We start from the raw sequence: 21,668 nt of genomic DNA on the forward strand, positions 1-21,668 counted from the left end.
TCCTGACCGGCCCGGCCGCACGGGCCGGCCGGTCAGGGGCCCTCCGGCACCGGCCGCCCGCCGGGGGTCCGCGCCCCCTGTCCGGGCGCCCGTATACGGCACGCCGCGCGCCGGGCCGCAGGGGTGTGCCGCAGCGGAAACAGAAACGTCTTCACCGGTTGACAGCAGCGGTATTGCCACAGTGGGGCACCCGCTCCTACGTTCTTGACCACGCATCATGTCTACGTGCGTAGACCCATTCCGCCACTGCGAGGAGGGGTACATGAGCCGCACCGTCATTCACGGCGGCCTCGTCATCACCGCGTCCGACGAGATCCACGCCGACGTACTCATCGAGGGCGGTCGCATCGCCGCCCTCGCCGCCCACGGCACCGACGCGGCCGCGAGCTGGAGTGCCGACCGGCGGATCGACGCCACCGGGAAGTACGTCATCCCGGGAGGAGTCGACGCGCACACGCACATGGAGATGCCGTTCGGCGGGACCTTCGCCGCGGACACCTTCGAGACCGGCACCCGGGCCGCCGCCTGGGGCGGTACCACGACGATCGTCGACTTCGCGATCCAGAGCATGGGCCGTTCCCTGTGCGAGGGGCTCGACACCTGGCACGCCAAGGCGGACGGCAACTGCGCGGTCGACTACGCGTTCCACATGATCCTCTCCGACGTGAACGAGTCCTCGCTCAAGGAGATGGACCTCCTGGTCGCGGAGGGCATCACCTCCTTCAAGCTGTTCATGGCCTACCCCGGAGTCTTCTACAGCGACGACGGACAGATCCTGCGCGCCATGCAGCGGGCCTCCGGCAACGGCGGCCTGATCATGATGCACGCGGAGAACGGCATCGCCATCGACGTCCTCGTCGAGCAGGCGCTCGCAGAGGGCCGAACCGACCCGCGTCACCACGGCGACGTACGCAAGGTCGCCCTGGAGGCCGAGGCCACCCACCGCGCCGTCCAGCTCGCCAGGGTCGCCGGTTCACCCCTGTACGTCGTCCACGTCTCCGCCGACGAGGCCGTCGCCGAGCTCGCCGCCGCCCGCCACAAGGGACTCCCGGTCTTCGGTGAGACCTGCCCGCAATACCTCTTCCTCTCCACGGACAACCTCGCCGAGCCCGGTTTCGAGGGCGCGAAATACGTCTGTTCCACCCCGCTGCGCCCCAAGGAGCACCAGGAGGCGCTCTGGCGCGGGCTGCGGAACAACGAACTGCAGGTCGTCTCCACCGACCACTGCCCGTTCTGCTTCTCGGGCCAGAAGGAGATGGGCCGCGGCGACTTCTCGAAGATCCCCAACGGCATGCCCGGTGTGGAGAACCGGATGGACCTCCTCCACCAGGCGGTCGTGGACGGCCACATCTCCCGCCGCCGGTGGATCGAGATCGCCTGCGCCTCCCCGGCCAGGATGTTCGGGCTCTACCCGAAGAAGGGCACCATCGCGCCCGGTGCCGACGCGGACGTCGTCGTCTACGACCCGCGGGCCCGGCAGACCGTCTCGGCCGAGACCCACCACATGAACGTCGACTACTCGGCGTACGAGGGCAAGCAGCTCACCGGCCGGGTGGAGACCGTCCTCTCGCGCGGCGACGTGGTCATCGACGAGCGCACGTTCACCGGCCGGGCCGGTCACGGCATGTACACCCCGCGCGCCACCTGTCAGTACCTCGACTAGGAGCACCCGCCATGGACTTCGGACTCGTCCTCCAGACCGACCCGCCCGCCTCGGCCGTCGTCGGACTCATGCGCCGCGCCGAACGGAACGGCTTCCGCTACGGCTGGACCTTCGACTCGGCGGTGCTCTGGCAGGAGCCCTTCGTCATCTACAGCCGCATCCTGGAACACACCGAGCGGCTGATCGTCGGCCCGATGGTCACCAACCCCGGCACCCGCACCTGGGAGGTCACCGCCTCCACCTTCGCCACCCTCAACGAGATGTACGGCAACCGCACCGTCTGCGGGATCGGGCGCGGCGACTCGGCGATGCGGGTGGCCGGCCGCAAGCCCAACACCCTGGCCAGGCTGGGGGAGGCCATCGACGTGATCCGCGACCTCGCCGAGGGGCGCGAGGCCACCGTGGACGGGCAGCAGGTCCGGATCCCGTGGGTGAAGGACGGCCGGCTCCCCGTCTGGATGGGCGCGTACGGCCCCAAGGCGCTGGCCCTGGCCGGGCAGAAGGCCGACGGATTCATCCTGCAGCTGGCCGACCCCTATCTCACCGAATGGATGATCAAGGCGGTGCGCGACGCGGCGGCCGACGCCGGCCGCGACCCGGACTCCGTCACCATCTGTGTCGCCGCGCCCGCCTACGTCGGTGAGGACCTGGACCACGCCCGCGAGCAGTGCCGCTGGTTCGGGGGCATGGTCGGCAACCACGTCGCCGACCTCGTCTCCCGGTACGGAGAGCACTCGGACCTCGTGCCCGAAGCCCTCACGGCGTACATCGCCGGCCGCTCCGGATACGACTACAGCCATCACGGCCGCACCGGGAACCCGGACACGGCCTTCGTCCCCGACGAGATCGTCGACCGGTTCTGCCTGCTGGGCCCGGCCGAGGCCCACATCGAGAAGCTGCGGGCCCTGCGCGACCTGGGTGTCGACCAGTTCGCCGTCTACGACATGCACGACGCGCGAGAGGCGACCATCGACGCCTACGGCTCGACGATCATCCCCGCGCTCTCCGCCTGACCCGCGCCCGCGCGAGTCCCCCGGCCGCACCCCCAACCCCCCCCGCGCCCCGCACGGCACCGCTCCCGAGCGAAGGGTCCCGCAGCCATGACCGCCACCGTCCCACCCGTCCCACCCTCCGGACCCGGGGAGCAGATACCCGATCCTTCCGGCCGGGTCGAACTCGTCCAGGGTGCCGTCCCCGACGACCCCCGCTTCGTCAACGAGGACCTGCTGCCGGTCCCCCTGGAGCGGCGCCGCTGGACGACGTACAACTTCGCCGCCCTGTGGATCGGGATGGCGCACAACATCCCGTCCTGGCTGCTGGCCTCCGGGCTCGTCGCGCTCGGCATGGACTGGAAACAGGCCGTCTTCACGATCGCGCTGGCCAACCTGATCGTGCTCGCCCCGATGCTGCTCACCGGGCACGCCGGACCCAAGTACGGCATCCCCTTCCCCGTCCTGGCCCGCGCCTCCTTCGGGCTGCGCGGCGCCAATCTGCCCGCGATGATCCGGGCGGCGGTCGCCTGCGCCTGGTTCGGGATCCAGACCTGGATCGGCGGCGTCGGCATCTTCACGCTGCTCGGCAAGATCTTCGGCGGCTGGGCGCGGGCCGACGAGATCGGCGGGCAGCCCTGGACGCTCTGGCTCTGCTTCGTCCTCTTCTGGGCGCTCGAACTCGCCATCATCTACCGGGGCATGGACACCCTGCGGCGCTTCGAGAACTGGGCGGCGCCGTTCGTCCTGGTCGGCGCGGTGGTGCTGCTGGTCTGGGTCGCGGTCAGGGCCGGCGGCTTCGGCCCGCTCCTTGACCAGCCGTCCGCGCTCGGCTGGGGTGCCGACTTCTGGCCGGTCTTCTTCCCGTCCCTGATGGGCATGATCGCCTTCTGGTCCACGCTGTCGCTGAACATTCCCGACTTCACCCGCTTCGGCGCCGGCCAACGCGCACAGATCTGGGGCCAGTCGCTCGGACTTCCGACCACGATGACGTTCTTCGCCTTGCTCTCCGTCTTCGTGACCTCCGGCTCGCAGGCCGTGTACGGGGAGGCCATCTGGGACCCGGTGCAGCTCGTCGCCAGGACCGACAACGTCTTCGGACTCCTCTTCGGACTGATCACCGTGCTCATCGCGACGATCTCCGTCAACATCGCGGCCAACGTCGTGTCACCCGCGTACGACCTGGCGAATCTGGCGCCGAAGTTCATCACCTTCCGTACGGGCGCACTGATCACCGGTGTCGTCGGCGTCCTGATCATGCCGTGGAAGCTCACCGAGACCCCGGAGCTGTACATCTTCACCTGGCTCGGCCTGGTGGGCGGGCTGCTCGGTACGGTCGCGGGCATCCTGATCGCCGACTACTGGATCATCCGCCGTACCGTGCTCGACCTGCCCGACCTCTACCGGCCGGGCGGCCGCTACTGGTACACCAACGGCTGGAACCCGCGGGCGGTGGCGGCCTTCGCGGCCGGTGGCGTCCTCGCGATCGGCGGCTCCCACTCGGCCCCCGGCAAGGGCCCCTTCCCGGCCGACGGGCTCATCCCCTTCCTGAAACCGCTCGCCGACTACGGCTGGGCGGTGGGCCTGGCCTCGTCGCTGCTGCTGTACATACTGCTCAGCCGAGGTTCCCGGGCCCGGGTCTGACCGAGGGGCCGCCGTCCGCGGCGGCCCACCTCCCCGGGCCGCCGCACCTCTCCCCCACGCGGCCGACAGCATGCACGGAGTGTGAGGTTCGGCGCTGTTTTCGGCTACGGACCGTGGGGGAGAGCTGCCGTGACGAGCGAGGAACCGAAGGGGAGACATGAAGAAGCTGTCCAAGGTCCGCACCCTCGCGCGCGCCGCCGCGGTCATGGGGCTGGCCCTCGCGTCGGCCGCGCCGGTGACCGCCGCGGCCGCCCCGGCTCCGGCCGCCGCACCTCCCGGCCTGTCCTGCGACACCGGAAAGCACGCGGCCGACGACCACACCGGGTACGCGCTCTGCCGGAACGACGGCGCCGCGCCCCGGACCTTCTGGGTCCATCTGGTCTGCGGCTGGTCCCCGGACGTGGACGGCGAGCACGTCACCCTCGATCCGGGCCAGTCCGGGCAGTCGACCGCCCACTGCGCCGGTCTCGGTACGGGGATCGGCGAGATCCACGTCAGGCCGTAGGCCTCCGGCCCCCCCATGGAGCCCCCGGACCGTCCGCGTCGCCGGCGGCGGCGCGGACCGTCCTTCCGACAGCATGCTTGAGCGGACCACCCCGCCTCGTTACTCTCCAGTAGACCCCGCTCGGGCGGCCCCGGGGCGGACCCGGGAGACCGGTGCTCGGGCGGGCGCGAGGAGGCGGCAGCGATGTCCTCAGCAGAACCGATGGAGCGGCGACCGGGCAGGCCCGACGAGCTGTCCGAACAGCCCGGACTCGCAGACAGCGCACAGTGGCTGGCCGACGGCCGGACGACCTCGCGGGCCCTCGTCTCCGCCGCGCTCGCCCGCATCGAGGCGAGCCGCGACTCCCTGAACGCCTTCCGGCACCTGCGGACCGAGGCCGCGCTCGCCGAGGCCGCCGACGCCGACCGGCGCCTCGCCGCGGGGGAGCGGCTCCCGCTGCTCGGGGTGCCGGTCGCCGTCAAGGACGACACCGACGTCGCCGGCATGCCCACCTACTTCGGCTGCGACGGCGAACTGCCGCCCGCCACCGCCGACAGCGAGGCCGTCCGACGGCTGCGCGCGGCCGGGGCCGTCGTCGTCGGCAAGACCAACTCCTGCGAGCTGGGCCAGTGGGCCTTCACCGAGGGGCCCGCCTTCGGCGTCACCCGTAACCCGTGGAACACCGCCCACACGCCCGGCGGTTCGTCCGGCGGCTCCGCCGCGGCCGTCGCCGCCGGCCTCGTCCCCGCGGCACTCGGTTCGGACGGCGCGGGATCCATCCGCATCCCCGCAGCCTGGACCCACCTCGTCGGCATCAAGCCGCAGCGCGGCCGGATCTCCGTCCACCCCAACAGCGACGCCTTCCAGGGCCTCACCGTCAACGGCCCTCTCGCCCGTACGGTCGCCGACGCGGCCCTGCTCCTGGACGCCGCCGCGGGACCGCACCCCGGCGACCCGCACCGGCCGCCCGCCGTCGACGCGTCCGCCGCGGCGCGCCGCGACCCCGGCAGACTGCGGATCGGCCTCGCCCTGCAGCCCCCGCTCACCCTCACCAGGAACACACCCCACCCCGAGGTGGTGCGCGCCGTCACCGCACTCGCCGAAGCCCTCGCCCGCCTCGGCCACCACGTCGAGGAGGCCCGCCCCCGCTACGGACTCATCGGTCTCTCCTTCGTCCCCCGTGCCACCGCCGGAATCGCCGAACTCGCCGCGCTGCACCCCGATCCTGCTCTCCTGGACCCGCGCACCCGCAGCGCCCTGCGCACCGGAACCCGCCTCGGCGGCCGGGTGGTCCGCGCGGCCAGGGCCCGCGAGGTGCGCCAGCACCGCAGGCTCGGCGCCTTCTTCGAGCCGACGGGGTCCGGCCGCGGATACGACGTACTGCTCACCCCGACCACCGCCGCCCCGCCGCCCCGGGTCGGCACCTTCGACCACCTGAGCGCCTGGCGCACCGACCTCGCGATGACCGCGGCCTGCCCGTACGCCTGGCCGTGGAACGTCCTCGGCTGGCCCGGCGTCAACGTCCCCGCGGGCTTCACCCGCGACGGCCTGCCCCTGGGCGCCCAGCTGCTCGGCCCCTCCCGCAGCGAGGAACGCCTCGTCTCGCTCGCCGCCCAGCTGGAATCCGACCAGCGCTGGTACGAGCACCGGCCGCCCGCCCCCGGGACGTCACGGGGCTGACCTCTCCCTCTCCCGCAGACCGGACGCGACCCGCTCCACGGCGCAGACCGCGCCGGACGCGACCAGATGCGCCTCGTCGCTCATCAGCCGCGCCATGATCAAGCTGGGCGCGCGGACCGGCTGCGGCTGGTGGTCTTCGCGTACGAGTCGGGGCTGGTCGGGGCAGGCAGGCCACCCGGGACGCGGGGGACCGGTGCGCCGGGTACCGGGCGCACGTGACATCCGGCCGAGAACGGGGGCGGGCCCCTGTGGAGAGGGGGGCGGTCACGAGATATCTTGATGTCAAGCAATGTTGCAGACGTGGAGCGGAGCACCCGGTGACTGACTCGACCATCATCTATACGCACACCGACGAGGCCCCTGCCCTGGCGACGTACTCGTTCCTGCCGGTCGTCGAGGCCTACGCCTCGACCGCAGGAGTCACGGTGGAGAGCCGCGACATCTCCCTGGCAGGCCGGATCATCGCCGCCTTCCCGGAGCACCTCGAGGCCGGCCAGCGTATCGATGACGCACTCGCCGAGCTCGGCGAGCTGGCCAAGGCTCCCGGCGCCAACATCATCAAGCTGCCGAACGTCTCGGCGTCGATTCCGCAGCTCAAGGCCGCGGTCGCCGAGCTGCAGGCGCAGGGTTACGCACTTCCGGACTACCCGGACGACCCCAGGAGCGACGAGGACAAGGACGTCCGCGCGCGCTACGACAAGATCAAGGGCAGCGCGGTCAACCCCGTCCTGCGCGAGGGCAACTCCGACCGCCGCGCCCCCGCCTCGGTCAAGAACTACGCCAAGACGCACCCGCACCGCATGGGCGCCTGGTCGGCCGACTCCAGGACGAACGTCGCCACCATGGGCGTCGACGACTTCCGGTCCACGGAGAAGTCCGCCGTCATCGCCGAGCCCGGCACCCTGCGCATCGAGCTCGTCGGCGACGACGGCACCACCACCGTGCTGCGCGAGTCCGTGCCCGTCCTGGCGGGCGAGGTCGTCGACGCCGCCGTGATGCGGGTGGCCGCGCTGCGCGAGTTCTTCACCGCGCAGATCGCCCGGGCCAAGGCCGAGGGCGTGCTGTTCTCCGTGCACCTCAAGGCCACCATGATGAAGGTCTCCGACCCGATCATCTTCGGCCACGTGGTCCGCGCGTTCTTCCCGAAGACGTTCGCCGAGTACGGCGAGACGCTCGCCGCGGCCGGCCTCACCCCGAACGACGGGCTCGGCGGCATCCTCAAGGGACTCGAGGCGCTGCCCGAGGGCGCGAAGATCAAGGCGTCCTTCGAGGCCGAGATCGCCGAGGGCCCCGAGCTCGCGATGGTCGACTCCGACAAGGGCATCACCAACCTGCACGTCCCCAGCGACGTCATCGTCGACGCCTCCATGCCGGCCATGATCCGCACCTCCGGCCACATGTGGGGCCCGGACGGCCAGGAGGCCGACACCATCGCCGTCCTGCCGGACAGCAGCTACGCGGGTGTCTACCAGGTCGTCATCGACGACTGCCGTGCGAACGGTGCCTTCGACCCGTCCACGATGGGCTCGGTGCCCAACGTCGGCCTCATGGCGCAGAAGGCCGAGGAGTACGGCAGCCACGACAAGACCTTCGAGATCCCCGCCACGGGCACCGTGCGGGTCGTCGACGCCGCCGGCAACGCCGTGCTGGAGCAGGCCGTCGGCGCCGGTGACATCTTCCGGATGTGCCAGACCAAGGACCTGCCGATCCAGGACTGGGTCAAGCTCGCCGTCACCCGCGCCCGCGCGACCGGCAACCCTGCCGTCTTCTGGCTCGACGAGGACCGCGCACACGACGCCAAGCTCATCGAGAAGGTCCGCACCTACCTCGCGGACCACGACACCGACGGTCTGCAGATCGAGATCAAGACGCCCGAGGAGGCCACCGCCTTCTCCCTGGAGCGCATCCGCCGCGGCGAGGACACCATCTCCGTCACCGGCAACGTGCTGCGTGACTACCTGACGGACCTGTTCCCTATCCTCGAACTGGGCACCAGCGCGAAGATGCTCTCCGTCGTCCCGCTGATGAACGGCGGCGGACTGTTCGAGACGGGCGCCGGCGGTTCCGCGCCGAAGCACGTCCAGCAGCTCCTCAAGGAGGACTACCTGCGCTGGGACAGCCTGGGTGAGTTCCTCGCCCTGGCGGTCAGCTTCGAGCACCTCGCGCAGACCACGGCCAACGCCCGTGCCCAGGTCCTCGCGGACACGCTGGACCGTGCGACCGCCACGTTCCTCAACGAGGACAAGTCGCCCAGCCGCAAGCTAGGCGGCATCGACAACCGCGGCAGCCACTTCTACCTGGCCCTCTACTGGGCCCAGGAGCTGGCGAGGCAGGACGAGGACGCCAAGCTCGCCGAGGCGTTCGCGCCCCTCGCCAGGACGCTGGCCGAGCAGGAGCAGACCATCGTCGACGAACTGGTCGCCGTCCAGGGCAAGCCCGCCGACATCGGCGGCTACTACCGTCCCGACCCGGCGAAGGCGGCCGCCGTCATGCGTCCGTCGGCGACCTTCAACAAGGCCATCGCGACGCTGGGCTGATCCCTGCTGCGCCGTCCCGTCGGCGCGGCACCCACGTCACCGGCCGCCCCGGCAGGCACCAGCCTGCCGGGGCGGCCCGCGTGTGCCCTCCCGAGCCCGGCCGGTGGTGAGGGGGCCGCGCCCCTTACGACCCGCGCCCCGTACGACCCGCGCCCGTGACCACCCCCACGGCCCGCCACGTGCCGGCCGCCCGGCGAAGGGGCAGGCCTGACGACGAGATCCGGCCGGGCACGGGTCTGCGCACCGCTGACACGCGTGTACCGCCCGCTGGTCCTCGAATCCGGAGACCGGCACCCTCACCGAACGAGAGCCCGGCGGAGATGAGTACCCGCGCTCATGCCCGTACGCGGCCCGGGTGGGAAACTTCGCGCATGGCCAACCCCATCCGGCGGTCCGTCGCGGCAGCCGCCCTCCTGCTGATCATCGTCACCGCCTGCGGAACCGAGCGGAGCGGTGGGGTGCGGTCGGCGCCGCAGCCCTCCGTCACCCCGCAGACATCCTTCGCACCCCGGCCGACATGCGCGCAGCCCGCCGAGGGGGTGCCCGCGGATCTTCCGTCCTCCCCGGCTCCGAGTGCCGTTCCTGACGCCGACGGCACGCGGCAGGGCGAGAACGGCGACGGCGCACCCCACTACGACGAGAACCACGCGTACCGCATGCAGGTCCCGCTGGCCGAGGACCAGCGCGCACAGGGAGAAGCCTCGGCCCGGCTCATCCGCACGGAGCTGGAGAACGTCCGCGAGGAGGGCGACTTCAGCGACGCCCGGATCGCGGCGGCGCTGAAGCGCCTCGGGTGTGGCAAGGAGCACGGCGTCTACATCTGGTCCGGTTTCTACAGCGTCCACACGGGAGTCACGTGTGTGTCCGGACATGTGACGAAGGACGAGCTGACCGGCGACGTGCACGGTGCCTACGCCGAGCCGCAGCCCGGCACGGGGCCCTGCGTCGAGAACCGGGGAGGCCACTGACCCGCCGGACGGTGCCGGGCCGGCGGAACCGTCGTCGGACGAGGTCCGACGACGGGCGCCGCCCGGGGAACCGGACCGCGGGTGCCGGTCGTCAGAGCTGGAACTCGGCCGGGGACAGCCCCAACGCCGTGCACACCTCCCGCAGCACCATGTGTTCGGCATGGGAGAAGTCGCCGTCCGCACCGGCGACGACGATGCCGGTCTGGATGACCGCCCGCGCCTCGGTCGGCTTCTTGGCGGTCTTGGCGATCTCCTGCAGCGCATCGGCCTTGCCCTGCGGGAAGTTCAGGGCCAGCTGGTCCACGTGCTTGTTGAAACGCTGGCGCAACTGATCCGGAGGGAAGTTCTGCAGGACGTCGTTGCCGAGGATCATCGACTCCACGTGCTGCCGCTCGGCCGGGTCCACATGCCCGTCCGCGGCGGCCACCAGTGCGCACACCGCCATGCTCGCGTCCCGGTACGCGCCGCTCTTCAGCTCGGTCTTGAGAGACGTCAGTTGCGATTTCAGCGTGCTGACCAGCTGGGCACGTGAACCACCGCCGGACCGCGTTCCGCCGCTCCGTCCGCCGGACGGGCGTCCTCCCTGGGACTGCTGCAGATTCTTGGCCTGGTCCTTGAGCCGGTCCCACACTGCCATTGACATCACCTCGGTCTGATTCTGACTTGTCGTCGCGAGCCGTGTGCTCACTGGCCCAACGGCCGGTTCCGGGTAAAGGTTCCGCAAAGTGAGCCATCCGGTGGTCGGCGCCTGGCCGCGCATGGCCGCCCGCCGCGCGGGCCTGCCTCATCTTGACCTCGCTACGCACCCAGGCCCGGGCATGCTCGATCGCCCGGCGCGGTCGCGGGTCCCCGGGCTGGGCCGACTCGAAGAGGCCGAGGACGTGCTCCGCACAGGCGGCAGCCCACGGTCACGCCGAGGCCGGACCGTGCGGTGACAGTGCGCAGGACGGGCGCGGTCATGCAATCTCCTGGATCGCGTCGATGGTGTCGGTGCTGCTCGCGGCGGTCACTCGGCTGCCGGTCCGGAAGTGAAGAACTGGATCATCCGCTCCAGCGCCTGGTCGCCGAACATTGCCTCCAGGCCGGCGGCGGACTCGGCGGCGGATGCCTCGCTGCGCGGGAAGAGAGCCTGTTCGTACGCGGCGAGCGCGGCCTCGGTGTCGCCCGGGTGGGCGGCGAGCGCCTCTGCGAGTTCGGCGCCGTCGAACATGGCCAGGTTGGCGCCCTCTCCGGCGAAGGGGGACATCACGTGGGCGGCGTCACCGAGGAGCGTCACTCCCGCGATCCGCTCCCAGCGGTGTCCGACCGGCAGGGCGTGGATGCGGCGCGGGGTGATGGTGTCCGCGTCGGCGACCAGGGCACGCAGATCCTCGTGCCAGTCCTTGAAGTGGGCGAGGACGGCGGTCTTGGCGGCAGCGAGATCGGTGAAGTCGATGGCGTCGAGCCAGCCCTCGTCGGCCTTCAGCGCGGCGTAGACGTGGAGACTGCCGTCGGTCTCGCGGTGCGCGAGGAAGCCGCACCGGTTGCCCAGGCTGATGAAGAACCCGCCCCCAATGACGGCGGCGCTGCGCGAGTGGCGGGCATCGGCCTCGTACAGGTCGGTCTCTGCGAAGGAGATGCCGGTGTAGGCGGGCGTTGCGTCGGAGAGCAGCGGCCTCACGCGGGACCATGCCCCGTCGGCGCCGATCAGAAGGTCGGTGGTGATGGCGGAGTCGTCGGCGAACGACACCTCGTGGCGGCCGTCGCCCAGGGCATGGGCGCCGGTGACCTTCCTGCCCCAATGGATCGTGCCGTCGGGCAGCGAGTTCAGCAGTAGGTCCCGCAGGTCACCGCGGTCCACCTCCGGGCGGCCGCCGGTGGCGTCGTCCTTTTCCGAGACGTGGACGACGGCGTCCGGGCCGACCAGGCGCATCTCCTGCCCGCCCTCGTGGACGATCTTCAAGAAGTCCTCGTAGAGGCCGGCGGCGCGCAGCGCCTTCTGGCCGCTCTCCTCATGGATGTCGAGCATGCCGCCCTGGGTGCGGGTCGAGGCGGACGCCTCCAGTTCGAAGGTGGCGGCCTGGATGCCATTGACGTGCAGGACGCGGGCGGCGGTGAGACCGCCGAGACCCGCGCCGATGATCGCGATGGGGTGGTGGGTGCTCATAAGAGCCTCCAGATGACTGGCCGAGTGCGCACAAGCGCAGCCCGGGAAGGGGTTGGAGCAGCACCGCCCGTCCCGCGGCAGGGCGGCGGACGGCTCGGTCGTGAGGCGACCTGACCGGACACCCAGACGATAACGAACATGTTCGTTCCGAACAAGTTCGTTATGCCGGTGCCGGCTTCGCGCGGTCACGGGGCGTGCGCCCACGGCGGAGCTGCCCGGGCTGCCTGCTCGGCCGCTTCAGCCCTCCGTGCCGGGGACGGGTGTGTGCGTGATGCCGTTGACCAGAACGTCGAAGCTCCAGCCCATGCGGTCGTCGGCCGAGCCGCTGACCAGGGCTGGCATGTGTGCTGCGATCGCCGGATGGGTGGCCTCGTCCACGGACTGCAGGGCCCGGGTGGTGGCGTTCCAGTCGTCCTCGGTCATGGGGTCGTGTTCCTGCGTCGAGTGCTCGGCGGCCGTGGCCGTGGCGACCTGGAGCAGCGTGTCCACGCCCCAGGCGACCTGCTCGCGGGACGCTCCGCTGCGGGACAACAGCTCCAGGACGCGCTCCACCAGGCGCAGGTAGTTCTCGCCGCCGGGGCGTGCGACGAGAGCCGACCGGGCCAGCTGCGGGTGCGCGAACAGCACGGTGGTGTAGGAGGCCAGTACGGCGCGGAGCCGCTCGCGCCAGCTGTCCTCGGCGCCTCCGCCGGTCAGGTCGACCTCGCCCAGCAGGGTGTCCAGCACGGCCGCGTGCAGTTCGGCGGTGTTGGCCACATAGACGTACAGCGACGCCGGACCGGTATCCAGCTCTTTGGCCAGACGGCGCATGGTGACCTTCTCCAGCCCTTCGGCGCGCATGACCCGCACGGCGGTGTCCACGATCCACTGCCGTGAAAGGGCAGGCTTTGCCGGACGCTCCCGGCGGCTGATCGGCTCTCTTCTCGCAGTCATAGCCCGATCGTAACGAACGTGTTCGCGAATATGTCGGGTATGCGGCTCGATCTGGCTGGAGCGCAAGCTCGAAGGCGGCGCCCCCGGAATCCGCCGCGACATGGAGCACCGGGCTCGCCTCCTGCACGACGTCGGCCCCAGGTCCCGGCCCCGCGACGAGGCCACGGTCTGGGGCTGTCCCAACCGGATCCGCCCCGTCCTGCTGGATGGTGGACCACCGAAACGCTGCCGCTGATCGGGCACCGGCCCGGTCAGTCGGACTCGGTGCGGGCGCGCCTAGGCTGTCGCAGATATTTGGTCAAGGAGCAGGGCAGTGCGAATAGAGCGTCACCAGGTGGGCGGAGCCGTCGTGTCGGCAGCGCGCGAGGACTTCACGAACCGCATCGGGGGTCAGGTTCGTTCCATGTCGAGGGCGGGCCGCATGGCCACCTACGAGTGGCAGGCGATCGCCGAGGAGTTCCTCGACCACCTGGGCGCCCTCTCCGTCGAGACACCCGGCCTCGGCACCCCGGAGGCCAAGGCCGCCCTCAAGGACGCCTCCGAAGCCGCTGCCGGCGCCTACGCCGCTTACCACCCCCTGCAGCTTCCAGGTCTTCCTGGAGTACGTGAACTTCGGCATGAGCTACGACCCGGGTGAGGATGCCCCCGCGGAGAGCATCACGACTGGGGAGTGGATCGACGCGCTCTGCCTGGCAGTCATCCGGGGCAAGGCCAAGTGACACGGCGAGGCCAAGCTTCCGTCAACCTCGACGTCCTCGCACCGGCCTGCCACGCGCGCCGCCGCGGCTGGGCCATCCGCGTCGAGTCCCCCACCTTCCGCAGGATCTCCTCCAGGCCGCTGAACCGTTCCAGGGCCTTGGGCCAGGGCCCCATCTCGCCCGTGATCTGCAGTGCGTAGGCAAGGCCGCGGTCTTCCAGGCCGGCTGAACAACGCGACCCGGGAGGCCGCGTCGCCCGGTCATGGCCGGGATTGTCGTCGTACCCGCCTGTTGCCGGCGCCGCTGGCTCCGGGCTCCCGCCCCTGGCCCGGTAGGAGTTGTCGGCTTTTCGGGTCCGCGGACGGCTCCGGACTCGCCGTGCCACTGGGGCCGGCGTAGAGCACTCCATGATCACGGGAAGCTTCCCTCACCATCATCCTCGATCGCTACGGGCACTTCGTGCCGGAGGCGGGTCGCGATCGATAGTCTGCTCGACGATCAGGTGAACGACCTTGCAGGGCGAAACTCCCCAGACTCTCCCCAGGGCCGGTCATGAGCCGTGTTCGGTCCGTTTGACACGTCCAACCAGCAAGGTGAGGTGCGATGTTCACGACCCGGCCGACCCTCCAAGGCACCTTCGGAATGGTGTCCTCCACCCACTGGCTCGCCTCGCAGTCCGCGATGGCCGTCCTGGAGGACGGCGGCAACGCCTTCGACGCGGCCGTCGCCGCCGGATTCGTCCTGCACGTCGTCGAACCCCACCTCAACGGTCCGGCCGGGGAGGTCCCGGTCATTCTGGCGCCGAAGGACGGCGACGTGCGGGTGCTGTGCGGCCAGGGCCCCGCCCCCGCCGGAGCGACCGTCGCCCACTACCGGGCGCTCGGCCTCGACCTGGTACCCGGCACCGGGCCGCTGGCCGCCGCCGTGCCGGGCGCCTTCGACGCGTGGATGGTCCTCCTGCGCGACCACGGCACCAGGACCCTCGGCCAGGTGCTGCGGTACGCGATCGGATACGCCGAGGACGGCCACGCACCGGTCGAGCGGATCGGGGAGACCGTCGAGGCCGTCCGCGAACTGTTCGAGACCGCCTGGCGGTCCTCCGCCGAGGTGTACCTCCCCGGCGGGAAGGCCCCGCGGCCGGGCGAGCTGTTCCGCAACCCCGCACTCGCCGCGACCTGGCGGCGGCTGACCGCCGAGGCCGAGCGGACCGGGGGCACCGACCGCGTCGCCCAGATCGAGGCAGCCCGCCGGATCTGGAGCGAGGGCTTCGTCGCCGAGGCGCTGGTCCGCCAGGCGGCCGTCCCCACCCTGGACACCAGCGGCACCCACCACACCGGCACGCTCACCGCCGCCGACCTGGCCGGCTGGTCGGCGGCCTACGAGGCCCCGGTCACGTACGACTGGCACGGCTGGACGCTGGCCAAGGCCGGGGGCTGGAGCCAGGGCCCCGTCCTCCTCCAGCAGCTCGCGCTGCTCCCCGACGAGCTGCCGCCCTACGGCTCTGCCGACTACGTGCACCTGCTCATCGAGGGCTGCAAGCTCGCCATGGCAGACCGTGAGGCCTGGTACGGCGACGCCGACGACGTCCCCCTGGACACCCTGCTCTCCGAGCCGTACAACACCGCGCGCCGTGCCCTCGTCACCGGCGAGGCGTCCCACGAGCTCCGCCCCGGCAGCCCCGGCGGGCGCGCCCCCGTCCTCAGCGCCCACGCCCGGGCGGTCGCGTCCGGCCTCTGCACCCCCGGCCTACCCGCGGCAGCCGCCGGTGCGGGCGAGCCGACCGTCTCCAGGGACGGTGCGACCCGCGGCGACACCTGCCACCTCGACGTCGTCGACCGCTGGGGCAACATGGTCTCGGCCACCCCCAGCGGCGGCTGGCTCCAGTCGAACCCTGTCGTCCCCGAGCTCGGTTTTCCGCTCGGCACCCGCCTGCAGATGGCCTGGCTCGACGACGGGCTGCCCAACACCCTCACCCCCGGCCGCCGCCCCCGCACGACCCTGACCCCCTCGCTCGCCCTGCGCGACGGCATCCCGGTCATGGCCTTCGGCACCCCCGGAGGCGACCAGCAGGACCAGTGGCAGCTCCACTTCTTCCTGGCCGTCGCCCTGCGGCCCCGGGTCCGCGGCGGGCTCGACCTGCAAGGTGCCATCGACGCCCCGAACTGGCACAACGACAGCTTCCCCGGCTCCTTCCACCCGCGCGGCATGCGCCCGGGCAGTGTGACCGTCGAGGAGCGCACGGACCCCGCAGTCGTCGCGGAGCTGCGCCGCCGCGGCCACGACGTCACCGTCGGCGCGCCCTGGTCCGAGGGGAGGCTGTGCGTCGTCGCCCGCGATCCGGAGACCGGAGTGCTGTCCGCCGCCGCCAATCCGCGCGGCATGCAGGGGTACGCGGTCGGCCGCTGAACGCCCACCCTCGGTGCCCCGCGAGGAGCATGCTTAGCTGGAGGCATGATCGATGACTTCCTCGCCGACAACGGGCGCCTGACCGAGGTCGAGGCGGCGGTCCGCGCAGCGGCCGCCGCGGAGATCCTGCCGCGCTACCGGCAGCTCGCCACGCACGAGATCGTCGAGAAGAGCGGCCCGCACGACCTGGTCACCGCCGCGGACCGGCTGGCCGAGGAGCACCTCACCAGGTCACTGACCCGGCTCCTGCCCGGTTCGGCCGTCGTCGGCGAGGAGGCCGTCCACGCCGACCCGGCGGTGTACGAGGCGCTCGGCGGCGACGCACCCGTATGGATCGTCGACCCCGTCGACGGCACCCGCCAGTTCGTCCACGGCGAACCCGGCTTCTGCACTCTGGTCGCCCTCGCCCGCCACGGAGAGGTATACGCCTCATGGACGTACGCCCCCGTGCTCGGCGAGATGGCCGTCGCCGTCCGGGGGAGGGGTGCCACGCTCAACGGCACACCGCTGCACAGCGGTTCGCCCGCGGCGGGCGCCGTGCTCAAGGTGGCGATGTCGCACCCCGACTACACCTCCGACGCCCAGAAGCGCGCCCTGCTCGGCCTGCGTACCGAAGGCATCGAAGCGCGTGCGTGCGGATCGGCCGGCCTGGAGTACCTCGCCGTCGCCTGCGGCGCACAGGACGCCGTCGCGTTCAACTGGGAATTCGCCTGGGACCACGCGGCGGGCCTCCTCCTGGTCACCGAGGCGGGCGGGGCCCAGTCGACCCTCTCCGGTGTCCCGTACCGCATCACCGGCGGCAACGACCTCCCGTTCACGGCCGCCAGGGACAGGACCACCGCGGACAGGATCCTGTCCGCGCTGCGCGCGGGCCTGTAGCGTTCACGCTCCGGGGCTGGTGGGCGTCCCGCCGCCGGAGAGCACCTCCCGCACGTCCCGCACGACACCGGCCGCGGTCTCCACCGCTGCCGCGTCCAGGCCGCGCAGGGACCGGGCGACCCGGCCCGCGAAGTCCGCGGGCGTGTGCGGCAGGGCCGCCGCCGCGGCGAGGGCGCCCTTCTCGTTGAGACACCAGGTGCGGTGGTGGGCGTGCAGGGACTGGGCGAGGATCCCGAACGCCTTCGACAGGCACAGGGCGACATGGAGCGTGTCGCCCGCCGGGGCCGACTTGCGGGCGCCGGCCACGGAGAACTCCGCCTCCCACGCGGCGTCGGCGAGCGCCTCGCGCAGAGGCTCGGGATAGGTCCGCACCGCTTGCTGAAGGAGCGTCAACTCGTTGCGGGAATCCTCCAGCACGCGGCCGAGGGCGACCTCGCCGACGTAGCAGGGGGACCAGAAGCCCAGCGGATGGCCGGGCTGGACGCCCACCTCGAAGCGGCCCTTCCGGCAGTCGGACCACACCGACTCCACCCGGTCCAGATCGCGCAGGATCCAGTCGACCCGGACTCCGTCCACCGTCAGCCACGCACCGCCGTTGACCCACGGCCCCCAGCCGCCCGGCCCCGCCACCTCCAGCGGTGAACCCTGGATCCCGGAGCCCAGGGCGGCCAGCGCGGCCAGGTCGGGGGCGCCGCGGTAGTACACGCCGAGGTCCCAGTCGGAATCGGGCCGGTGTGTGCCGCGGGCCCGGCTGCCGCCCAGGACGACGGCCCGTACGCCGGGCAGCCCGGCGAGCCGGGAGGCCATCGAGGACACGGCCGAGGAGAGTGCGGGTGCGCTGTTCATCGGGCGGGAGGCTACCCGCGGACAGGTCGTCGGCGCGCCCGAATATCCTGGGTGTCCTGGCCATCGGCTGACGAAGGAGTCCGAAGGTGCCATCGATGCTGGATGCCGTAGTCGTGGGGGCGGGCCCCAACGGGCTGACGGCCGCGGCCGAGCTGGCCCGCCGGGGCTTCGCCGTCGAGGTCTTCGAGGCCAAGGAGACCGTCGGCGGTGGCGCGCGGACCGAGGAGCTCACCCTGCCCGGGTTCCGCCACGATCCGTGTTCCGCTGTACACCCGCTGGGCATCGGCTCGCCCGCCTTCAACGCGATGCCACTGGCCCGGCACGGCCTGGAATGGCTGCAGCCCGAACTGGCGCTCGCCCACCCCTTCCCGGACGGATCGGCCGCCGTGCTCACGCGGTCCGTGGGGGAGAGCGCCATGTCGCTCGGCCCGCAGGACGCGGGCGCGTACCGCAGGCTGGTCGCGCCCTACACCGGCCACTGGGACACACTCGCCGCGGACTTCCTGCGCACCCCGTGGGACGGGCTGCCCCGAGACCCGTACCGCTGGATGCGCTTCGGGCTCGACGCGCTGCCGCCCGCCACGTTTCTCTCCCGCCGCTTCCGGGGTGCCAGGGCGCGCGGACTCGTCGCGGGGCTCGCCGCCCACGCCATCGCGCCCACCAGCGGCATCGCGACGAGTGGAATCGCCCTGCTGTTCGCGCTCGCCGCGCACGCGAACGGCTGGCCGGTGCCGCGCGGCGGCTCGCAGGCCATCTCCGACGCCCTCGCCTCGTACCTGCGCGAACAGGGCGGCACGATCCGGACGGGCGTGGAGGTCAAGCGCCTCGACGAGCTCCCGCCGGCCCGCGCGTACATCTTCGACACCTCGCCCACCTCGCTCGCCCGCATCGCCGGACTCGGCAGCGCCTACGGCCGCTACCGCTACGGGGCCTCCTGCTTCAAGATCGACTACGCGCTGTCGGGCCCCGTCCCGTGGACGGCGCAGGAGGCCCGGCGGGCCGGTACGGTCCATGTCGGGCCCACGGCCGGGGAGATCGACACCGCCCTGCGCGCCGCCGTGGAGGGCCGCGACCCGAGCGTCCCCTTCCTGATCACCGCACAGCCGAGCCTCGTCGACCCGTCCCGGGCCCCCGAGGGCCGCCATGTCTTCTGGGTCTACGGACACGTCCCCGCGGGCTGGGAGGGGGACGCGACCGAGGTCATCGAGCGGCAGATCGAGCGGTTCGCGCCCGGGTTCCGCGATCTCGTCCTGGCCCGCGCGATCGCCGGGCCGCCCCAACTCGCCGCGCGCAACGCCAATTACGTCGGCGGCGACATCGCGACCGGAGCGTTCGCCGGGCTGCAGACGGTGCTCCGCCCCAAGCTCGCCCGCGTGCCGTACGCCACGGCCCACCCCGCGGTCTTCCTCTGCTCCTCGGCCACCCCGCCCGGCCCCGGAGTGCACGGCATGTCCGGCCACCACGCGGCGAAGGCGGTGCGGCGGCGGCTGCGGGCCGCGTGAGATCCGGCCGCTCCCAGTCGTCCCGCGCCGGGTCGCCGTGCTCAGGCGCGGTGTGTGCGCGTCGAGTCCGCTGCCGCGGACGGGACCTGACGGCGTGGTGTCCTGCCGCGGCCGGTGCGGGGTGTCACTCCCGGGCCGGCCGGGCAGTGGTGTCATCGGGCGGCCGATGTCGGATTCCCGCGCGAGGCTGATGTCGGATTTCCGCCAGCCCTCCCGTTCCGGGTGCCCGATCCTTGAACCATGCACACCGACACCGAGCGCTGCGTACGGGCCGTACAGTCGAAGGACGCCCGCTTCGACGGCTGGTTCTTCACCGCGGTCCTGACCACCGGGATCTACTGTCGGCCCAGCTGCCCCGTCGTGCCGCCCAAGGTGCGCAACATGAGCTTCTACCCCAGCGCCGCCGCCTGCCAGCAGGCCGGATTCCGGGCCTGCAAGCGGTGCCGGCCCGACACCAGCCCCGGCTCCCCGGAGTGGAACGCCCGCGCCGACTCCGTCGCCCGTGCGATGCGCCTCATCCAGGACGGGGTCGTCGACCGGGAGGGTGTGCCGGGTCTCGCGGCGCGGCTCGGCTACTCCGCCCGGCAGATCGAGCGCCAGCTCCTCGCCGAGCTCGGCGCGGGGCCGCTCGCCCTGGCCCGGTCGCAGCGGGCCCAGACCGCCCGGGTCCTCATCGAGACGACCGCGCTGCCGATGGCCGAAGTGGCGTTCGCCGCCGGGTTCGCCTCCATCCGCACGTTCAACGACACCGTCCGCGAGGTCTTCGCGCTCGCCCCGGGGGAGCTGCGCACCCGTGCGGCACGCGGGGCCGGGGCGGCCGAGGCCTCCGGAATCATCGCCCTGCGGCTGCCGTACCGCGCCCCGCTCAACCCCAGCAACCTCTTCGGGCACCTGGCCGCGACCGCCGTCCCCGGGGTCGAGGAATGGCGTGACGGCGTCTACCGCCGCACGCTCACGCTCCCGCACGGACACGGCACAGTGGCCCTCTCCCCGCGGTCCGACCACATCGCCTGCCGGCTCTCCCTCACCGATCCGCGCGACCTGACCCAGGCCATCAGCCGCTGCCGCAGACTGCTCGACCTGGACGCCGACCCCGTCGCCGTCGACGAGCAGCTGCGCTCCGACCCGTTGCTCGCGCCGCTGGTCGACCGGGCCCCGGGGCGCCGGGTGCCGCGCACGGTGGACGCGGCGGAGTTCGCCGTACGCGCCGTGCTCGGTCAGCAGGTCTCCACGGCCGCGGCCCGCACCCACGCGGCCCGGCTGGTCACCGCCCACGGGGTATCGGTCGAGGACCCCGAGGGCGGCCTGACCCATCTCTTCCCCACGCCGGAGGCGCTGGCCGGACTCGATCCGGAGGCCCTCGCGCTGCCGCGCAGCCGCCGCACCACGCTCACCACCCTGGTCACCGCCCTCGCCGAGGGATCCCTCCGGCTGGGCGAGGGCACCGACTGGGAACAGGCCCGCGCCGAGCTGACCGCATTGCCTGGGTTCGGCCCCTGGACGGTCGAGGTGATCGCCATGCGTGCCCTCGGGGACCCGGACGCCTTCGTCCCCACCGATCTGGGAATCCGCAGGGCGGCCGAGCGGCTCGGCCTTCCGGCCACCCCCGCGGCCCTCACCGCACGTGCCGCGGACTGGCGGCCCTGGCGCGCGTACGCCGTGCAGTATCTCTGGACCGTCGACGACCACCCCATCAACCACCTGCCCGTCTGACAACCGAGGACGAACCATGACAGCCACACCTGCGGCGACCAGGCAGCACACGGTCATCGACAGCCCCTACGGAGACCTCACGCTGGTCGCGACCGACGGTGTCCTGGCCGGTCTGTACATGACCGCCCAGCGGCACCGCCCGCCTCAGGAGACCTTCGGCGCACCGGATCCGCGGCCCTTCACCGAGGCCGTCCGGCAGCTGGACGCCTACTTCGCGGGCGAGCTGACGGAATTCGACCTGCCGCTGCGTCTGGACGGCACGCCCTTCCAGCGCAGCGTCTGGGCCGAGCTGGAACGGATCCCGTACGGCGAGACCCGTTCGTACGGCGAACTGGCCCAATGCCTCGGAAAGCCCGGTGCCTCCCGTGCGGTCGGCCTCGCCAACGGCAAGAACCCGGTCGGGATCATCGTCCCGTGCCACCGGGTCGTCGGAGCCTCGGGGAGCCTCACGGGGTACGGCGGCGGGCTGGACCGCAAGCAGCGGCTGCTCGCCTTCGAGCGGGGGACGGACAGCGACGTGCCGGCCCTGTTCTGAAGGGCCGGCACGCCGGACAGCCGGTACCGGGCGGGCCGGTCAGGC

General features: G+C 72.2%; 17 protein-coding genes and 1 pseudogene. 13 read left to right on the forward strand and 5 right to left on the reverse strand.

All coding sequences use genetic code 11. The features are described from left to right. Window positions 1–262: 262 nt before the first annotated feature. The 7 genes from hydA to AB0F38_RS10075 all read left to right on the forward strand — a co-directional run bounded on the left by hydA (window position 263) and on the right by AB0F38_RS10075 (window position 9,965). A complete protein-coding gene (hydA, locus tag AB0F38_RS10045) occupies window positions 263–1,663 on the forward strand; it encodes a dihydropyrimidinase (RefSeq protein ID WP_361889550.1) in 1,401 nt (466 codons plus the stop codon). An 11-nt stretch (window positions 1,664–1,674) separates the two neighbouring features. Then, the gene (locus AB0F38_RS10050) at window positions 1,675–2,676 is read left to right on the forward strand and encodes a TIGR03842 family LLM class F420-dependent oxidoreductase (RefSeq protein ID WP_361889553.1); all 1,002 of its coding nucleotides are present in this window, start codon (window positions 1,675–1,677) and stop codon (window positions 2,674–2,676) included. 87 nt (window positions 2,677–2,763) lie between these two features. Continuing rightward, window positions 2,764–4,296 (forward strand): NCS1 family nucleobase:cation symporter-1, encoded by a 1,533-nt coding sequence (locus tag AB0F38_RS10055; protein ID WP_361889556.1) that lies wholly within the window; start codon window positions 2,764–2,766, stop codon window positions 4,294–4,296. Between the two features lie 157 nt (window positions 4,297–4,453). Continuing rightward, the gene (locus AB0F38_RS10060) at window positions 4,454–4,801 is read left to right on the forward strand and encodes a hypothetical protein (RefSeq protein ID WP_361889559.1); all 348 of its coding nucleotides are present in this window, start codon (window positions 4,454–4,456) and stop codon (window positions 4,799–4,801) included. 183 nt (window positions 4,802–4,984) lie between these two features. Continuing rightward, entirely contained in the window at window positions 4,985–6,460 is a 1,476-nt protein-coding gene (locus tag AB0F38_RS10065) for an amidase (RefSeq protein ID WP_361889562.1), read from the forward strand. Between the two features lie 317 nt (window positions 6,461–6,777). Further along, window positions 6,778–8,997, forward strand: coding sequence for an NADP-dependent isocitrate dehydrogenase (locus tag AB0F38_RS10070; protein WP_361889565.1), 2,220 nt, complete (start codon window positions 6,778–6,780; stop codon window positions 8,995–8,997). Window positions 8,998–9,368: 371 nt separating this feature from the next. After that, window positions 9,369–9,965 carry a hypothetical protein gene (locus AB0F38_RS10075; RefSeq protein WP_361889568.1) on the forward strand — a complete coding sequence of 199 codons (597 nt, stop codon included), beginning with the start codon at window positions 9,369–9,371 and terminating at the stop codon, window positions 9,963–9,965. A gap of 91 nt (window positions 9,966–10,056) precedes the next feature. Here AB0F38_RS10075 and AB0F38_RS10080 read toward each other — a convergent pair whose 3' ends face one another. The 4 genes and pseudogenes from AB0F38_RS10080 to AB0F38_RS10095 all read right to left on the reverse strand — a co-directional run bounded on the left by AB0F38_RS10080 (window position 10,057) and on the right by AB0F38_RS10095 (window position 13,044). Further along, window positions 10,057–10,602, reverse strand: a complete 546-nt coding sequence (locus tag AB0F38_RS10080; RefSeq protein WP_361889570.1) for a TerB family tellurite resistance protein — start codon at window positions 10,600–10,602, stop codon at window positions 10,057–10,059. A gap of 118 nt (window positions 10,603–10,720) precedes the next feature. Then, window positions 10,721–10,870 (reverse strand): annotated as a pseudogene (locus AB0F38_RS10085) (putative immunity protein); the annotation flags it as partial. A gap of 101 nt (window positions 10,871–10,971) precedes the next feature. After that, a complete protein-coding gene (locus AB0F38_RS10090) occupies window positions 10,972–12,111 on the reverse strand; it encodes an NAD(P)/FAD-dependent oxidoreductase (RefSeq protein ID WP_361889572.1) in 1,140 nt (379 codons plus the stop codon). 237 nt (window positions 12,112–12,348) lie between these two features. Then, window positions 12,349–13,044: a TetR/AcrR family transcriptional regulator gene (locus AB0F38_RS10095; protein WP_361889575.1), complete on the reverse strand. Its 696-nt coding sequence runs from the start codon at window positions 13,042–13,044 to the stop codon at window positions 12,349–12,351. Window positions 13,045–13,357: 313 nt separating this feature from the next. Here AB0F38_RS10095 and AB0F38_RS10100 point away from each other — a divergent pair, with 313 nt between their 5' ends. The 3 genes from AB0F38_RS10100 (at window position 13,358) to AB0F38_RS10110 (ending at window position 17,027) form a co-directional block, all read left to right on the forward strand. Next, complete coding sequence (locus AB0F38_RS10100) at window positions 13,358–13,681, forward strand: hypothetical protein (protein ID WP_361889578.1); 324 nt, start codon at window positions 13,358–13,360, stop codon at window positions 13,679–13,681. A gap of 664 nt (window positions 13,682–14,345) precedes the next feature. Beyond that, window positions 14,346–16,148, forward strand: a complete 1,803-nt coding sequence (locus AB0F38_RS10105; RefSeq protein ID WP_361889581.1) for a gamma-glutamyltransferase — start codon at window positions 14,346–14,348, stop codon at window positions 16,146–16,148. Window positions 16,149–16,193: 45 nt separating this feature from the next. Beyond that, window positions 16,194–17,027 carry an inositol monophosphatase family protein gene (locus AB0F38_RS10110; protein ID WP_361889584.1) on the forward strand — a complete coding sequence of 278 codons (834 nt, stop codon included), beginning with the start codon at window positions 16,194–16,196 and terminating at the stop codon, window positions 17,025–17,027. Between the two features lie 3 nt (window positions 17,028–17,030). On the opposite strand, the gene AB0F38_RS10115 is transcribed toward AB0F38_RS10110, so the two are convergent. After that, window positions 17,031–17,873 (reverse strand): nucleotidyltransferase domain-containing protein, encoded by an 843-nt coding sequence (locus tag AB0F38_RS10115; RefSeq protein ID WP_361889587.1) that lies wholly within the window; start codon window positions 17,871–17,873, stop codon window positions 17,031–17,033. A gap of 86 nt (window positions 17,874–17,959) precedes the next feature. On the opposite strand from AB0F38_RS10115, the gene AB0F38_RS10120 reads away from it, so the two are divergent. The 3 genes from AB0F38_RS10120 to AB0F38_RS10130 all read left to right on the forward strand — a co-directional run bounded on the left by AB0F38_RS10120 (window position 17,960) and on the right by AB0F38_RS10130 (window position 21,623). Beyond that, window positions 17,960–19,375 carry an NAD(P)/FAD-dependent oxidoreductase gene (locus tag AB0F38_RS10120; RefSeq protein WP_361889590.1) on the forward strand — a complete coding sequence of 472 codons (1,416 nt, stop codon included), beginning with the start codon at window positions 17,960–17,962 and terminating at the stop codon, window positions 19,373–19,375. Between the two features lie 240 nt (window positions 19,376–19,615). Further along, on the forward strand, window positions 19,616–21,088 hold the full coding sequence (locus AB0F38_RS10125) for an AlkA N-terminal domain-containing protein (protein ID WP_361889593.1): 1,473 nt from the start codon (window positions 19,616–19,618) through the stop codon (window positions 21,086–21,088). Window positions 21,089–21,104: 16 nt separating this feature from the next. After that, window positions 21,105–21,623 carry a methylated-DNA--[protein]-cysteine S-methyltransferase gene (locus AB0F38_RS10130; protein ID WP_361889596.1) on the forward strand — a complete coding sequence of 173 codons (519 nt, stop codon included), beginning with the start codon at window positions 21,105–21,107 and terminating at the stop codon, window positions 21,621–21,623. The last annotated feature ends 45 nt before the right edge of the window (window positions 21,624–21,668 follow it).

It is taken from the genome of Streptomyces sp. NPDC025273, assembly GCF_040638585.1.
GTDB classification, from domain to species: domain Bacteria; phylum Actinomycetota; class Actinomycetes; order Streptomycetales; family Streptomycetaceae; genus Streptomyces; species Streptomyces cinereorectus.

Bases quoted from the DNA above. Each gene is read 5' to 3' on its own strand.
- AB0F38_RS10130 (WP_361889596.1), top strand. From the start codon at position 21,105: ATGACAGCCACACCTGCGGCGACCAGGCAGCACACGGTCATCGACAGC.
- AB0F38_RS10075 (WP_361889568.1), top strand. From the start codon at position 9,369: ATGGCCAACCCCATCCGGCGGTCCGTCGCGGCAGCCGCCCTCCTGCTG.
- hydA (WP_361889550.1), top strand. From the start codon at position 263: ATGAGCCGCACCGTCATTCACGGCGGCCTCGTCATCACCGCGTCCGAC.
- AB0F38_RS10095 (WP_361889575.1), bottom strand. From the start codon at position 13,044: ATGACTGCGAGAAGAGAGCCGATCAGCCGCCGGGAGCGTCCGGCAAAG.
- AB0F38_RS10110 (WP_361889584.1), top strand. From the start codon at position 16,194: ATGATCGATGACTTCCTCGCCGACAACGGGCGCCTGACCGAGGTCGAG.
- AB0F38_RS10065 (WP_361889562.1), top strand. From the start codon at position 4,985: ATGTCCTCAGCAGAACCGATGGAGCGGCGACCGGGCAGGCCCGACGAG.
- AB0F38_RS10115 (WP_361889587.1), bottom strand. From the start codon at position 17,873: ATGAACAGCGCACCCGCACTCTCCTCGGCCGTGTCCTCGATGGCCTCC.
- AB0F38_RS10125 (WP_361889593.1), top strand. From the start codon at position 19,616: ATGCACACCGACACCGAGCGCTGCGTACGGGCCGTACAGTCGAAGGAC.
- AB0F38_RS10090 (WP_361889572.1), bottom strand. From the start codon at position 12,111: ATGAGCACCCACCACCCCATCGCGATCATCGGCGCGGGTCTCGGCGGT.
- AB0F38_RS10055 (WP_361889556.1), top strand. From the start codon at position 2,764: ATGACCGCCACCGTCCCACCCGTCCCACCCTCCGGACCCGGGGAGCAG.
- AB0F38_RS10060 (WP_361889559.1), top strand. From the start codon at position 4,454: ATGAAGAAGCTGTCCAAGGTCCGCACCCTCGCGCGCGCCGCCGCGGTC.
- AB0F38_RS10050 (WP_361889553.1), top strand. From the start codon at position 1,675: ATGGACTTCGGACTCGTCCTCCAGACCGACCCGCCCGCCTCGGCCGTC.
- AB0F38_RS10080 (WP_361889570.1), bottom strand. From the start codon at position 10,602: ATGGCAGTGTGGGACCGGCTCAAGGACCAGGCCAAGAATCTGCAGCAG.
- AB0F38_RS10105 (WP_361889581.1), top strand. From the start codon at position 14,346: ATGTTCACGACCCGGCCGACCCTCCAAGGCACCTTCGGAATGGTGTCC.